General features: G+C 65.0%; 14 protein-coding genes. 2 read left to right on the plus strand and 12 right to left on the minus strand.

Annotated elements, in window-relative coordinates:
• Window positions 1–14: 14 nt before the first annotated feature.
• The 9 genes from CP556_RS01265 to CP556_RS01305 all read right to left on the minus strand — a co-directional run bounded on the left by CP556_RS01265 (window position 15) and on the right by CP556_RS01305 (window position 8,350).
• Window positions 15–908, minus strand: coding sequence for a precorrin-3B C(17)-methyltransferase (locus CP556_RS01265; protein ID WP_098723962.1), 894 nt, complete (start codon window positions 906–908; stop codon window positions 15–17).
• Entirely contained in the window at window positions 905–1,903 is a 999-nt protein-coding gene (cbiG, locus tag CP556_RS01270; RefSeq protein ID WP_098723963.1) for a cobalt-precorrin 5A hydrolase, read from the minus strand. Before cbiG ends, CP556_RS01265 begins: the two co-directional genes overlap by 4 nt.
• 204 nt (window positions 1,904–2,107) lie before the next feature.
• Window positions 2,108–3,004, minus strand: a complete 897-nt coding sequence (locus CP556_RS01275; protein ID WP_098723964.1) for a cobalt-precorrin-4/precorrin-4 C(11)-methyltransferase — start codon at window positions 3,002–3,004, stop codon at window positions 2,108–2,110.
• The gene (locus CP556_RS01280; protein WP_098723965.1) at window positions 3,001–3,819 is read right to left on the minus strand and encodes a cobalt-factor II C(20)-methyltransferase; all 819 of its coding nucleotides are present in this window, start codon (window positions 3,817–3,819) and stop codon (window positions 3,001–3,003) included. Before CP556_RS01280 ends, CP556_RS01275 begins: the two co-directional genes overlap by 4 nt.
• Window positions 3,816–4,517 (minus strand): precorrin-6Y C5,15-methyltransferase (decarboxylating) subunit CbiT, encoded by a 702-nt coding sequence (cbiT, locus tag CP556_RS01285; protein WP_098727238.1) that lies wholly within the window; start codon window positions 4,515–4,517, stop codon window positions 3,816–3,818. Before cbiT ends, CP556_RS01280 begins: the two co-directional genes overlap by 4 nt.
• Before the next feature lie 252 nt (window positions 4,518–4,769).
• Window positions 4,770–5,552: a beta-ketoacyl-ACP reductase gene (locus CP556_RS01290; RefSeq protein WP_098723966.1), complete on the minus strand. Its 783-nt coding sequence runs from the start codon at window positions 5,550–5,552 to the stop codon at window positions 4,770–4,772.
• Between the two features lie 82 nt (window positions 5,553–5,634).
• A complete protein-coding gene (locus tag CP556_RS01295; protein ID WP_098723967.1) occupies window positions 5,635–6,153 on the minus strand; it encodes a DUF8154 family protein in 519 nt (172 codons plus the stop codon).
• Window positions 6,146–6,952 carry a nucleotidyltransferase domain-containing protein gene (locus CP556_RS01300; protein WP_098723968.1) on the minus strand — a complete coding sequence of 269 codons (807 nt, stop codon included), beginning with the start codon at window positions 6,950–6,952 and terminating at the stop codon, window positions 6,146–6,148. Before CP556_RS01300 ends, CP556_RS01295 begins: the two co-directional genes overlap by 8 nt.
• Before the next feature lie 78 nt (window positions 6,953–7,030).
• Window positions 7,031–8,350 carry a cobyrinic acid a,c-diamide synthase gene (locus CP556_RS01305; RefSeq protein ID WP_098723969.1) on the minus strand — a complete coding sequence of 440 codons (1,320 nt, stop codon included), beginning with the start codon at window positions 8,348–8,350 and terminating at the stop codon, window positions 7,031–7,033.
• A 339-nt stretch (window positions 8,351–8,689) separates the two neighbouring features.
• On the opposite strand from CP556_RS01305, the gene CP556_RS25725 reads away from it, so the two are divergent.
• A complete protein-coding gene (locus CP556_RS25725; protein WP_176548088.1) occupies window positions 8,690–8,857 on the plus strand; it encodes a hypothetical protein in 168 nt (55 codons plus the stop codon).
• Window positions 8,858–8,974: 117 nt separating this feature from the next.
• A complete protein-coding gene (locus CP556_RS01310) occupies window positions 8,975–9,196 on the plus strand; it encodes a DUF7130 family rubredoxin-like protein (RefSeq protein WP_098723970.1) in 222 nt (73 codons plus the stop codon).
• Between the two features lie 66 nt (window positions 9,197–9,262).
• On the opposite strand, the gene CP556_RS01315 is transcribed toward CP556_RS01310, so the two are convergent.
• From CP556_RS01315 to cobN, 3 genes are read right to left on the minus strand one after another with little or no spacing between them, the layout of a single operon-like run.
• Window positions 9,263–10,102, minus strand: a complete 840-nt coding sequence (locus tag CP556_RS01315; protein ID WP_098723971.1) for a cobalt-precorrin-7 (C(5))-methyltransferase — start codon at window positions 10,100–10,102, stop codon at window positions 9,263–9,265.
• On the minus strand, window positions 10,099–10,851 hold the full coding sequence (locus tag CP556_RS01320; protein ID WP_098723972.1) for a precorrin-8X methylmutase: 753 nt from the start codon (window positions 10,849–10,851) through the stop codon (window positions 10,099–10,101). The genes CP556_RS01315 and CP556_RS01320 overlap by 4 nt, the downstream gene beginning before the upstream one ends.
• Window positions 10,852–10,911: 60 nt before the next feature.
• Window positions 10,912–14,847, minus strand: coding sequence for a cobaltochelatase subunit CobN (gene cobN / locus CP556_RS01325; RefSeq protein WP_098723973.1), 3,936 nt, complete (start codon window positions 14,845–14,847; stop codon window positions 10,912–10,914).
• Window positions 14,848–14,875: the final 28 nt, after the last annotated feature.

Genomic DNA, 14,875 nt, shown 5'->3' on the forward strand with positions numbered 1-14,875 from the left:
GTGTCTCGTCTGTTTCAGAAGTCGTCGACGTCACGCCCGCCGCGCGGGGTGACGAGGTACGTTCGGTCGTCGTTGCGCCAGGTCTCGGTCTCGTGGTTGCCGATGATCAGCGAGGTGCCCATCCCCGACACCTTGTCGTCGTGGTCGGCGGCCTCGCCGAGGGTGGTGATGAACTGGCTCTCGCCGTTGCGGCCGGCGTCTTCCCGGCCGGCGTCGTTGACGATGGCCACGGCGGCGTCGTCAGTCCGCTCTTCGCGGACGATGTCAACCGCTTTCTCGTAATTCCGCCAGCAGTTGTAGAGGACGATCACGAAGTCACTGATCGCTGCTGCGCGAAGTTTCTCCTCGATCTCGTCCCAGCCGCGCCACTTGTCCGACAGCGAGACCGTACAGAAGTCGTTGCACAGCGGCGCGCCGACGTTGGCCGACCCGCCCAGTGCCGCCGTCAGGCCGGGGACGATCTCGATCGGAATATCGGTCGCGTCGTCCTCGTCGGCCATTTTGAAGATGAGGTCGGACTTGCCGTAGACCGACGGATCGCCGCCGGAGACGTGGGCCACGTCCTTCCCTTCGCGGACGTACTCGAACGCCGCGCGGGCGAGTTCGATCTGGCGGCCCATCGTCGAGCGGATGATCTCCTGTTCGAAACCGTCGTCTCGGATCGCGATGCCATCGTCGTCCGTCGCCTCCTCCGGTAGCAGGGTTCCGTCGTCGCGCAGGAACTCCTGGTAGAGGCTCGAGGCGATGACGACCTCCGAGGACTCGATGACCTCCTTGGCCCGCTTGGTCATGTGGTCGGGCAGGCCGGGGCCGATGCCGACGACGTAGAGGGTGCCGTGGTCGTCGGGGGTACCGCCGGCGGCGTCCGCGTTCGCGTCCATCTCGGTGGCCTCAGCGTCCGAACTCATCGACCGATCGCCACCGTGACCTCGTTCTCGTAGCCGATCTTCTCGAGGACGAGTTCCTGTTCGGCACCGCCCGCGATCGCGGAGGCCTCGGAGACGCCGGGCCAGCCGATCAGCTCCTTCGACTTCGAGGGGGTCGGTCCCTCGTGCTCGAGCAGCGTCTCCTTGTCGAAGGCGACCACACCGAGGTCGAGTTTCTGGGCAGCCTCGAGCAGCCCTTCCTCGTCTTCCTTCCGGGTCGCAGTCCCGACGAACTCCACGTCGGAGAGATCGTAGTCGGTCTGCTCGAGGGCTTCCTCCCACGCGGCGATGAACGACTCCGTGCTCGCACCGGAGACGCTGCCGGTGCCGATGACGATCCCGTCGTCCATGTTGCGCTTCAGGACGGTCACGTCGTCGCCGACGAGGACGGCTTTCGGGCCCTCGAGCCGAGCCACGGGACCGAGGTTCTCATCGAGGACGGCGAGGTTCGTCTTCACCGTCGAATCGCCGTTGACGACGTGGGTGTCCATCGCCTTCGCGCGGGACTCGACGCCCTGCTTGCCGGCCGCCTCGGAAGCGGTGGTCATCGCCGGGACGGCCCCCATCGTCGCCAGGTCCTGTGCGACCTGGTTCGCGCCGTGGTGGCCGCCCGTGATCGGAATGGCCCACGTCAGCTCCTCGTCGACGACGCAGATCGCGGGGTCCTCCCACTTGTCGTCGAGCAGGTGGGCCGTCTTCCGCATCGCGATTCCCGAAGCCATGAGGCCGATGAAGCAGTCGTACTCGCCCCAGTGCTCCTCGAAGACGTCGCCGTGGTACTCGATGATGTCGATCGCCTCGTAGCGATCGCCGATCTCGGCTTTGATCTCCTCGGCGGTGTCCATCTTCCGACCGAAGGAGACGATCGCGATCTCCTCCGCGACCTCGCCGTCCGAATCCGCCGTCGAACAGTGGCCGCCGCCGGAATCCGTACTCGAGTCGTCCGTCGTATCCGCGTTCTCAGTTCCTGAACTCATTGGTCGATTGCTGTCATAGCGAAATTGTTCGTTCCACGTTCGATCGACCCGACCGGACCACCGCTCGGGTGGGACCGAAAGGGGCTGCCTCGGTCGATCCGGCGAGGGGAAGTAAGGACCGCAGCGGAGCGAGGACCGCAGCGAGCCGCAGCCGGTCGAGCGAGGCAGGGGCTTTCATCGTGTTTGCGGTTGTAATGACTCGCCTCAATCATCGCTCGCCTCCGTCTCGCCTGCATTTCCCGAAGAACTGCGGTTCGCCCAGTCGCCGTAGAGGAAGGAGCGCTCGTAGCCCGCGCCGGTCACCGCGTCGCCGATGACGACCAGCGCCGAGGCGCGATAGCCCGCCTCCTCCACTTTATCGGCAATATCGCCGATCGAGCCGATGATCACGTCCTCGTCCGGCCACGAGGCGTGGTAGATCACCGCGACCGGCGTCTCGGGGTCGTGATCGTCCTCGAGCAACCGATCCATCGTGTCCCGAACCGCGTGGGTCCCGAGGTAGATGCAGGTCGTCACGTCGCCCATCTCGACGAAGTCGGAGATGTGGTCCTCCTCGGGCGTCAGGGTCTTCCCCTGCGGCCGGGTGAAGGAGACGTGGTTCGACACTTCGTTGAGCGTCAGTTGGGTCCGCAGCGTCGCGCTGGCCGCGAACGCCGACGTGACGCCCGGGATGAAGTGAGTCGGGACGCCCTCGTGTTCCAGCGCGTCCATCTGCTCGAGCGCGGCCCCGTAGATGGCTGGATCGCCGCTGTGGAGTCGCACCACGTTTTTCCCCTCCTCATAGGCATCCCGCATCAGCGGGATCAGTTCCTCGAGGTCCTTGCCCACCGAATTGACCAACTCGGCGTGGCCACAGTACTCGTCCAACAGTTCGCTGTTGACCAGCGAGCCCGCGTGGACGACGAGGTCGGCTTCCTCGAGCAGTTCCTTCCCGGCGACGGTCAGCAAGCGCGGGTTGCCGGGGCCGGCACCGACGAAGGGAATTCCCTCCTGTTCGTCGCCGGCGCTGTGTTCGAAGATCCGGTCGTCGAGTTCCTCGCGGCGGGCTTCGCCTTGCGAGTCAATCGCGTCCTGCGGGTCGTTCGGTGTCTCGTCAGTCATCGGTGTCCTCCGCGGTGTCCGCCACAGTCGCCGCCCTCGCAGCCTTCAGCGTGCTCGATCTCGATTAGCCGACCGCCGTCGGTCACCGGCTCACCGTCTGCGGTCGTTTCGTCTGACCCCCCCTCGTCGTCGGTCTGGAAGGCTGCCGTCGCCTGCTCGACCTCGAGGCCGTCCTTCTCGGCGTACGCCAACGTATAGTAATCGCGCTCGTCGATTTCTCCAGGATCGTCCGTCACCAGGGTCTCGCCTTGCTCCATGAACAGCCGACGGCCGTAGGTGACGTCGTAGCCGGCCTCGAGGAGGCCCTCGTGAGTCGCCGGCGCGTCGGTGACCTTGAACAGGATCATTCGATCCGGACCGGTCGGACTCGCCCCGCTTGCAGCTTCTCGCAAAGAGAGCCCCGCACCGGCCTCGATCTCGACCCCCATCGCGGTCGCGAAGGCCGTCACCGCGCTCACGCCGGGGACGATCTCCAACTCGACGTCCGGGTGAAAGGCGTCGATCGTCCGGCGCAGGTGACCAAACGTCGAGTAGACGTTGGGATCGCCAAGCGTCACGAAGGCGACGTCACCGTCGCGGGCGTTCGGGGCGATCTCCGCCGCGGCCGCCTTCCACGCCGTTCGCAACTTCTCTTCGTCTTTCGTCATCGGGAAATCGAGGTCCCCGATCTTCGACTCGTCGACGTGGTTCAGCGCGACCGTCCGCGATAAGCGGCCCGGCGAGTACACCACGTCACACTCCTCGAGGACCTCCTTCCCGCGAACCGTGACGAGGTCGGCCTCGCCGGGGCCGAGTCCGACGCCGTAGAGCGTCATCGCTCGGCACCTCGCGCTTTCGAATCGCCTGTAGCGATTCGACCTACGCCGGAGCGCTGCTCCGACGAGGATCGCGATTCAGCGAATCGCTCACCGCCGCTTCCGTCCGCGACGACTTTCTCGCCGTCGTCGCCGTCAGTCTCTCCGTCGGGTGTCGCGCTCCCGACCAGCATGTACACCGGGTTATCCGAGTTGAAACTCGTCGCGCCGGCGAGTTCGTAGCCGTGGCTCACCTGAAACTGGACGACCTCCTCGAGCAAGTCCCGCTCTCGGAAGGCTTCGGTCGCTTTGCCGGCGACCTCGAGTCGCGACACGTTCATGATCACGCGATCGGTTTCGGTCTCGACGGCGTGATCGAGCACTTCCTCGAAGTTGCGGCTTCCGCCGAGAAAGAGCGCGTCGGCGTCGTCGGGCAGCCCCTCAGGCGCTTCCGCGTTTCGCAGTTCGACGTCGGCGCGGACCGACTCCTCGTTCGCGGCGAGGTTCTTCTCGGTCGTCTCGAGTCGCTCGGGTTTCCGCTCGAGGGCAGTCACTCGCCCGGCTCGCTGTGCGGCTTCGATCGTGACGGCCCCCGTACAGGAGCCGACCTCCGCGAAGTGGTCGTCCGGCTCGAGCGCGAGCTTCGAGCCGACGACAGCGCGGACCTCCGACTTAGTCGGTCCGGCCTTCGCGTCGTGTGGCAGCGCGATGGGTGGCATCATCAGGTGGAACAGAGGCCGCCCCTAAAACAATTTTGTTTGGAGTAAAACAACTGCAATTGTCAATGTGCACTTGGAGTAGAACAATTGCGTTTGATGCCCGGATCAACCGTTCGTCTCGGGCGAAAAACACGGTCGAGAACTGCTGAAGCGAAGTAGAAACGGAAACCACTGGACGTTTCTCGGGCCGACACACCACCACAGTAGTGACGTTCTGTGGCTACGACAGTTCGAATTCCGCCAACCGTATCGCTACCACTCCATGCCACCGTTGATCCCGAGGACCTGCCCGGTCATGTACTCCGCCTGATCGCCGACGAGGAACCGGACCATCCCGACGATGTCCTCGGTCGTTGCGAACCGGCCCAGCGGAATATCTTCCCGGATCTTCTCCTGGACTCGCTCGGGAACCTTCTCGAGCATGTCCGTCTCCGTGAAACCCGGTGCGACGCAGTTCGCCGTGGAGCCGTGGCTGGCCAACTCGAGGGCTAGCGTCCGGGTAAAGGCGAACAGGCCCCCCTTCGAGGTCGCATAGTTGGCCTGTCCGTAGTTGCCCTGCTGGCCGACGACGCTCGAGATGTTGATCAGTCGGCCGTGATCGGAGGTCTTGATGTCCTCGTAGAACGCTTTCGTGCAGTTGAACGTCCCGTTGAGGTTGACGTCGATAACGGTTTGCCAGTCCTCGTAGGTCATGTCCTCGAACGTGCGGTCGATCGTGATCCCCGCGTTGTTGACGAGGACGTCGATCTCGCCCAGTTCCTCGTGAATCGTCTCGGCCATCCGTTCGACCTCCTGCGGTTCGGAGATGTCCGCCTGCACGGGGACGGACGTCTCGCCGTTGGCTTCGATCGTCTCCGTTACCTCCAGCGCGCGGTCCTCAGCCGATCGATAGTTCACTGCCACATCGGCCCCACTACGGGCGAATTCGAACGCGATCTCGCGACCGATCCCCCGTGAGGACCCGGTGACGAGACAGGTTCGGTCGGTCAGTGGACGGCGCTCCAGGGGCTCGAGGCGCTGCATCGTTTCGGCCATACGGGTACCCACGTCGAGGGTCGTGTTAATGATTTGACCCTCGTTTCAGATTTCGTGAACGGGGGCTCAAGGACTCGATGGATTACTCGAGCGACGAACAGAGACAGAACTGCTCGATGTCGTGGTCGAACGTAACGACACGTTCGTGAACGGTCGCTGCCACCGATCGCATCGTACGCACTTGTGCCTCCGTCGTCACGGTCGTTCCGTAGTAGTGTTCGGTCCGACGAGCGTCGTACAGCGCTTTCAGCGAATCGATCGTTTCGTCTTCGAGCGGGACCTGCCCTTTCGCGAACTCGTACGGCGACGTGTGATTCCGCAGTTCGTTCACATCGGTTCCGGTCACCGCTAGTAGATATCCCTGAAACGTATGCTCGATAATGATAAACGAATGCTCCAGAATAGCTCCGTAGTAGTCACCGACGTCGTCGATTCGGTTCGTCAGTTCGAGAAGGCGACACGCTTTCTGGGTCTGGACTTCACCGTCGTCGGCGTCGGGAGCCGCGTTTAGTTCCGGTTCGAACGTCGGCCGACCGTGGGCGTGTCCGAAGGCGTCCGCGGCCGCGTCGATTCGCTCCAGTAGTTCGATGGGGTCACTCATCGGCGAGTACCTCCAGTTTGACCCGCTCGAGCGTTTCCGTGGATCGGAGCGTGATGCCTTCACCGAACAGTTTCTCGGCGTCGACCCGGTCCGATTGACCGATAATCGATTGGGGTGTTTCGACGACCATCTCGAAGGAATACCGCTCTGCTGACGCCCATTGCTGGTCCTCAGCCTCGAGTCGGGTTTTGATCTCTCCCCAGTTGGAATCGAAGTCAGCAGCCGTCGCGTCCGCGGCCGCGACGGTCGGCGGGATCCGGAGATCAGCGAGACGGTTCGCGAGTTTGTTCGCTTCGTGTCGCCGTTGCAGGTGGTCCCCGTCGACGAGTATCCAGAGGTCGATATCCGACTGCCGGTCGGCCTCCCCGCGGGCGACGCTCCCGAACAGTACGATCCCTTCGACGCGGTCGAGTTCATCGTCGATGTACTGTTGTGCGACGCGAACGGGCGTCTGAAATCGGGTCTGTGGGACGCTGCGTATCGGGTCGTTCGGCCGGTCGAGTCGCGTCCGGTTGATGTGGACCCGCCGCGCATTTCCCTCGTGAAACGTTTCGACGAGGTCGTTGGCCTCGAGTGCGTCGACCGCGTCCCGCGTCGCGCGCTCGCTCACCGGCGTCACCGTCGCGAGTTGGCGAACCGAAACGTCGATGTCGGGGTTATCGCTGAGGAAATTGAGAACGTGCGGGCCGGCACTGTGTTTGAAAAGCCCAGGATCCCGTACGGGAAGCGCTAACCCGATGGCGGCACCCGCCGATTCGTTCCGGTCGGTCGATCGATCTCCGGAACTGTGATGTTGCATGCGACATCGTAGTTCGATGGCACATATATAGTTTATTACAAGCCACGGTTCCTGCCCCCGAGTCGACCGCGAACACGCTCAGTTCGTTGAGACGCGCTCGAGGAACCGATCGAACGCCCCGCTCTCGGGATGGACGTGAACGTAGGTTCCCAGCGACTCGTACTCGGTCAATCCATCGTGGTCGCCGTCAATGCCGTCGCCACGAACCGTCTCGAAGGCGAAGCTGGCATCGCCGTCGACCGCGGCGCTCGAGTAGTGGAACTCGTGGCCCCGTATCGTCTCCCCGGCGTGTGCGGTCAGCGTTCCGCCGGTGGCCTCGAGTTCGACGTGATCGAGCGCCTGATAGCGGTCGTGCATGGTGACGTCTGCAGGGAGAATGCCGGCCATCTCGCTCCGTTCGCCGTCGACCGTCGTCAGCGACTGGCTCATCGCCATCAGGCCGCCGCACTCGCCGAGTACCGGCATCCCATCAGCCGCGAGGTCACCGAGCTCCGAGAGGGTGCCCGCCGACTCGAGTTCCGCGGCGTGGAGTTCGGGATAGCCGCCGGGAAGATAGACGGCATCCGCGTCCGGGACGGCGTCACCCGCGACTGGCGAGAACGTGACCAGTTCGGCCCGCTCGCGGAACCGCTCGATCGTCGCGGGATACCGGAAGCAAAACGCGGCGTCGCTGGCGACGGCGATCGTGGCGTCGACCGATTCCGCGCTCGCGACGCTCGGCGACGGTGACTCGGGAGCGGGCGGCTCCCTCGCGACGTCCGCCAGCCGCTCGGCCGCGAGCGATTCGGCGGCCTCCCGCAGCGCGTCTCGCGGCAGCGCGGCCTCTGCCCCCATCTCGAGGCCCAGATGTCGGTCGGGAATCCCGAGGTCGTCGTTCGGCGGAATTCGACCGAAGAACTCCATGTCGTCTGGCAGCGCGTCGCGGATCCCCTGTTCGTGGCGACCGCCGTGGGCGCGCTGGGCGACGACGCCGGCGACCTCGATGTCCCGCCCGATCGTCTCGGCGTATTCGCGGAATCCCAGTGCGGTCGCCGCGACGCTCTCCATGCCCGCCTTCGCGTCGACCACGAGGACGACGGGGAGATCGAGCGCTTCGGCGACCATCGCAGTACTCGAGCCGTCGCCGTCGTAGAGCCCCATGACTCCCTCGACGACGCAGACGTCGCCCTCGCCGCGCCGGTAGTTCCGACGGAGACCGTCCGCGCCCTCGAGCCAGCGATCGAGCGTGCGGGAGGGACGCCCCGCGATCGCTTCGTGATGGCTCGGATCGATGAAGTCCGGCCCCGCTTTGGCGGGCTGGACCTCGTGGCCGGCGTCCTCGAGGGCCTGCACGATCGACAGCGTCGCGACCGTCTTCCCGACGCCGGAGCTGACGCCGCCGAGGACGAACCCCTTCATGGTCCGCGTCCCGGGATCCGCTCCGCCGCTCCGGTGATCCGTTCGTATCGGGTTGTCGTCTCGAGGCCGTTCATCAATACGTTTGTATTAGAACAACTAAACTTGAATCCATCGGTGGCACCGACCGGTCAGATCACCGCTCATCGCAGCGACGATCCGCACTGATCGGATGGGGCCCCGGACAGATGGCCAGCGACACTCGCTCCAAGCGACATACTATCATATCAGGCACAAAAGTCGTGTTTTGGAAATCGGGTTACAAAACGTCGTTTTGGCGACTGTTTTCGGACCACCGACGAACTTAACCGCTCGAATCGGTTACGACCGCCCCCTCAAACTATGAGTGAAGCAAACGGAACCGACACCGAACGGCACCTCCGCGAGGCGCTTCGTCACCTGGGTCAGGCACAGGACGACGATACTCTCAGGAAGACCAACGCCGTCGCGCTCGAGGAAGTGTCGAACACCGTCTCGTCGGTACTGCGCGAGTACGAAGGAGACGAATAGAACCGTTCACAGTCGATTTTTCGATGCCACAGGTCGTCTCTGAGTTCCGACCTCGAGCGATGTCTAGCCCTCTCCACGGTATGATTTAACATACCATGGTGTGTACGAACGATCGTGATGCAGCCCGAAACCGACCACCCGTCGAACGCGGACGAACTGCGTAACAAAGACGAGACCGAGATCCCGATCGGCGAGGCCCAGGAGCCCGAGAGCCGCGGGAGCACCATGTGGCGCTGTCGGTCCTGCGGCGAGATGGGACGGCTCGAGGGGGAGCTGCCGGAGGCGTGTCCCGGGTGCGCCGCACCGCGGGAGGAACTGTACTACTGGGTTGCCGACTGACGGTCGCCCGGCGCTCGAGAACGGGGCCGTCTCGAACCGGACCGCGGCGAGACGACGACGCGACCGTTATACCGGCTGTCGCACCGCGAGCACAACCAGATCCGAAAACGGCGTGTCGTCTTTCCCGTTCCCCCCGGCGTGTTCTGCCAGTTCACCGAGCGTGAACCGGTGGATCTGTTCGCCCTCGTGGGTCAGCTTCTCGAGCACCAGCGCCTCGAGGTCGGGCTCAGCACCCTCCTCGAGCAGAAATTTCGCGATATCGCCGGGCATCCGGTCGTACGGCCGGGGGAGCACGAGCAGGTGCCGGTCGTCGACCGTCGCTGCGGCGGCGAGTCGGTCCATGTCCGCCTCGAGGTCGCCGCTCTTGTGCAGCGTGACGAACTCGGTGTCCTCCATCGGCGTCCGGGCGCGGCTGGCGGCCATCTGGATCGAGGAGATACCGGGAATGACGCGAACCGAAATTTCGGAATCGTGGCGTTCCACCGTATCCTGACGAGCTTGCGAGTCAGGGCTCGTGGAACTGCGTTCCACGGCGTCCTGGACCTTCCCGACGAACTGGTAGCCCGAGTGGTTCGGATCGCCCATCGCGACCGCGGTCCCCGACTCGCCGGCGGCGACGCGCTCGCCGAACGCCTCGAGGGCTTCGGCCTCGTCCTTGTACCCGCAGGTCAGCAGGTCGGCGTCGGTCAGTTCCTCAACGAACTCGACGACGGTCGCGAAGCCGACGACGACGTCGGCCTCGCGGATCGCGCGCTCGCCGCGGGGGGTGAGATACTCCTGATTGCCAGGGCCGACGCCGACGGCGTAGACCGGGTCGTCGGCCGCTTCGTCGATATCTGACTCCGTCGCTCCCGCCGCAAACGTCGCCGGATCCGGGCCAGCATCGAGATCGTACTCGCCGCTCATCGGTTCCGGCCGTCCGCGGCTCGCGTTTCGGCGTCGAGCTCGAGGTCGATTTCGTCGGTCCGGACGTCTTTCGCGACGTGAATCAGTTCGTTCGTCAGCGCCGCCGCCAGTCCGCTGCCGCCGCGGCGGCCGACGTTGGTGATCGCCGGCACATCGTATTCTTCGCTGACTTCGCGGATGCGCTGGCGACTCTCTTCTGCCTTGACGAAGCCGACGGGGGTCGCGACGATGGCGGCCGGTCGAGTACCGTCCTCGATGCAGTCCGCCAGCGCGAAGGCGGCCGTCGGCGCGTTGCCGATCGTCGCGATCGCGCCGTCGTAGACGCCCTGCTTATCGAGCTCGAGCACCGAGGCCGCGGTCCGGGTCATTCCGGTCTCCTTCGCCAGTTCCGCACCGTTCCCGATCGCTTTCCGCTTCTCGCAGTTGTGGCCGCGACCGGTGATGCCGGCCTTCGACATCGTGATGTCGGTGACGATGGTCGCCTCGTCGAGCACGGCTCGAGCGCCGGCCCGGACTGGCGCGTCCTCGTCGTCGCCGAGTTCGTCGCTGCCGGTGAACTCGATCAAGTGCTGAAACTCGATGTCGCCCATCGAGTGAACCGACTTCTGTCGGATTCGGTCGGCCAGCGTCTCGTCCGGCACGAACTGCCGGACGATGTCCATGCTCGTCTCCGCGATGTCCATCGCGTTCTGCGTCGTTGCACCCAGATCGGCGTACTCGTTTTCGAACTCCTGTTGCTGGTCACTCATCGGGAATCACTCTGCGTGCCGCGGGTATCGTCAGTCGGCCGAACGCGTTCGCGCTCGCCGTCAGTCATCGGTCGACACCTCCGCACCGACGCCCTCGTTTGTCGTCCGCGCCTCGAGGTCGCCTTCCACCTCGAGGTTCAGGTCTCGAAGCCGATCGATCGTCTCGTCGTCGGCGTCCCAGAGGTCACGCTCGATGGCCTCGAGAAGGGTGTCCGTAATGGACTCGAGCGCCCACGGGTTCACGTCGCGCATCCACTCCTGGCGATCCTCGTCGAAGGCGAACTTCTCGGCGACCTCCTCCCACAGCGTGTCCGAGACGACGCCGGTTGTCGCGTCCCAGCCCAGCGTCACATCGACCGTCGTCGAGAGGTCGCCCGCGCCCTTGTAGCCGTGTTCCTCCATGGACTCGAGCCAGTCGGGGTTGAGCACGCGCGAGCGCATCGCCTTGCGGACCTTTTCCTCGTTCGTGTAGACGTCGACGTTGTCCGGGTCCGAGGAGTCGCCGACGTAGGAGGCGGGCTCCTCGCCGGAAATCTCGCTCACGGCGGAGATGAAGCCGCCGTGGAAGGCGTACCAGTCCGAGGAGTCGAACTCGTCTTGCTCCATCGTGTCCTCGATCTTGACCGTCGCGTCGACGCTCGAGAGGCGACGCTCGAAGGACGCGTGGGCGTCGGAAACCCGACCGCGCGAGCCCATCGCGTAGCCGCCCCACTGGACGTACACCTCGGCGAGGTCCGAGCGGTCGTCCCAGTTTCCCTCGTCGACGGCCTTGTTCGTCCCGGCACCGTAGCCGCCGGGCCGAGTCGTGAACACGCGGTGCTTCGCCGCTTTTCGTGCATCTGATTCGTCGAGGTCCTCCTGGTCCTGCAGTTCTTCGGCCTCCTCCTCGACGTGCTTTTTGACGTAGTTCATCTCGAGGGGCTCGTCGAGGTCGACCACGGCGTCGACGGCGTCGTGGATGACGCCCGCCGCGGCCGGGAACGCATCCCGAAAGAGGCCGGAGACGCGCGTCGTCACGTCGACGCGGGGTCGGTCCAGTTCCTCGAGCGGGATCGGTTCGACATCGTCGATCCGCCCGGCGTCGGTCCACTGCGGTTCGACGCCCATCATGGCCAGCACCTGGGCGATGGTCTCGCCGCGAGTGCGAACGGTCGGCGTTCCCCAGGCGACCACGCCGATCTCCTCGGGGTACTCGTCGTTTTCGCCGTGGTGGCGCTCGAGCACCCCTTCCGCGACTTCGCTCCCGACCTGCCAGGCTGCCTTGGCCGGCACCTTGCGCGGGTCGAGCGTGTAGAAGTTCCGCGCGGTCGGCAGCAGGTCGACGCCACCACGGGTCGGCGCGCCGGAGCCCCCCGGCTGCACGTACTCGCCCGAGAGGGCGTCCGCGGTTCTGGGGATCTCGTCTTCGGCCCCCTGTACGCGGGGCTGGGCCTCCTCGCAGATGTAGGCGAGGGCCTTCCGCAGGTCGTTGTGGGCCCCCGACTTCGCGCGTCCGTCGCCGATCGTCTCGAGGTCGACGATCAGGAGATTGACGTTCACCTCGTCCTCTGGATCGGCCTCGCGCCCCGAGACCGGGATGTCGAAGTCGTGTTCCGCGAGCGTTTCGATCAGGTCGACGCTGGTCTCGTAGACGACGTCCGCGGCCTCGGCGTAGGTCATCCCGAGATCCTCGGCGTACTCGCCGGGCGAGTCGAGCATCGTCTGATACTCGACGCCGAGCGCACCGGCGACGCTCTCGCGAAGGCTCGGTGCGCCGGGGTTCTCGAGTCGCGTCAGGGCGACCAGATACTCGGTGAGACGTTCATCCTCCGGCGGTTCTGACATCGTATGCAGCCCGAGCCGGATCTGCGTCGTCTTCACGTCCGTGAGGTATTCGTGGATTCGTTCGACCAGTTCGTCGATGTCGACCTCATCGCCCGACACGTCGCCTTCAGCGAGGCTCGAGCCGGCCTCGTCGGGCCCGCGAACGTCGGCCTTCTCGTCGATCGTCCCGGTAATACCCAACTCGACGGCGAGGTCGAGTTCCTCGACTTTCTCGCGCATGAGGTCCTCGAGGTGCTGGCCGTCGTCGGCGCGGGCGTCCTCCATCCCGGCCTCGCGGTACTGGTTGGCGAGTTCCTCGAGTTCGGATAACTCGTCGTAGGTGCCCGCGTTCCGCATGACGGGCGTCAGATAGTCGACGATCGCGGCGTAGGAGCGGCGCTTGGCCTGGGTCCCCTCGCCGGGGTTATTGACGATGTACGGGTAGACGTTCGGGATGTCGTCGATCAGCTGATCCGGTGCGCTCTCGCCGTTCAGACCGACGGTCTTGCCCGGGAGCCACTCGAGGCTGCCATGGGTCCCCAGATGGACGACCGCGTCGGTCTCGAAGCTGTTGCGCAGCCAGCCGTAGAAGGCGTAGTAGTCGTGTGGGGGCTGCAGGTTCGAGTCGTGGTAGACCTTCGAGGGATCCATCCCGAACCCGCGCGGGGGCTGGACGGTGACCAGCACGTTCCCGAACTCGACGCCCGGAATCGCGAACGGGCGGTCGGGGACCTCGCCCCACTCTTCGACGATATTCTCCTGAAAGCGCTCGTCGGCGTCGGCGAACCACTGCTCGTACGTGTCCGGTGAAACGACGTCGACCGAGAGGTCGCGGACGTCCTCCGGTGCGACCCAGCGGTCCTCGAGCGTGAGCTGTGCGGTCAGCTTCTCCACCAGCGACTGCCCGCTGTCGGGCATTTCATCGCCGAGGTCGTACCCACGCTCATCTAGTTCCTCGAGTAGATTGACCGTCGACTCCGGCGAATCGAGGCCGAACGCGGTCCCGATCCCGTCGTCGCTCGGCGGGTAGTTGTGGAGGACGACGGCGACCTGTTTGTCCTCGTTGGGCGTATGCCGTAACTCGGCCCAGTTGACCGCGAGCCGCGTCGCGTGATCGATCCGGTCCTCGATCGGGAAGTGATGTTTCGGCGCGGAGCCGATCCCGGCCTCGTCGTCGGTGCGCTCCTTCCCCGAGATGGGGTGCGTGATCACGTTCCCGTCGAACTCCGGCAGCGCCACGGAGAGGGCGAGTTCGAAGCCCATCACGCCCGTGTCGCTGGATTCGTACCGCGAGCGCGAGCGCATCGTGGTGACCGTCTGCAGAACGGGAACCCCGAGACGATCGAGGAAGACATCCTCCGCGGAACTCCCTTCGTCGTCGGCGCTGCGGCCGCGCTCGTCCATCGAGAGGGAGAACATGAACGAGGAGAGCACGGCGTCGACGGTGGACTGTCCGTCGACGGTTCCACCGCCTTCTCGAGGCGTCTCCGACGCCTCGCCGTCGATCAGCCAGTTGTCCGTCACCCACTCGGCGTCTTCCTGTTCGTCCGTATCGGTCGCCGGGTTACAGAAAATCGGCAGGGCGTTGGCACCCTGTTCCTCGAGTGCCCGGACCTGCGCGTCCACGTACCGGGTGTTCTCGTGGGTCCAATGGGACTCGTAGAACCAGACCGCGACGGTCGGCTTCTCGGGATCGTGCGTCGCGAGCAGGTCCTCGTACTCGATCCCCGGATGATCCGGGTGGTAGACGCCCTCGGTGGGGAGTTCCGTCGGCTCGTCGTATTCGACGTCGCGACCCTCGTACTCGGCGGCGAGGAACCGACACAGGTTTGCGGTGTTGATCGTCCCACCCTTCTCGAGGTAGTCGTAGACACGGTCTCGGTGGGCCGCCGAAACCGTCGTGTCCTCGACGGCGAAAGCGTCGCCGGTCGCCTTGACGATCAGCGGGACGCCCGCCTCCTCGAGGGCGCCCGTCGCGTAATCGTAGCCCGGCATGCTGTCTTCGGCCCCGTGCAGCCAGAAGACGGCCGCCGCGGCGTCGCGCAATTCCTCGACGAACTCCTCGACGTCGGCCTCCTCGTCGAGGTCGCTCTCCGACCGGACGACCAGCTCGACCCCCTCGAGGCGCTGTGCGGCCCGGCCGATCGAGCCGAGTTCGTTCTCCGTCGCAGTGTAGATCCCGATCCGTGCCATCGTGTTTTTAAACCTCTGTTGTATTAGC

Origin of the sequence: Natrinema sp. CBA1119 (assembly GCF_002572525.1) — an archaeon.
In the GTDB taxonomy this organism is placed as follows: domain Archaea; phylum Halobacteriota; class Halobacteria; order Halobacteriales; family Natrialbaceae; genus Natrinema.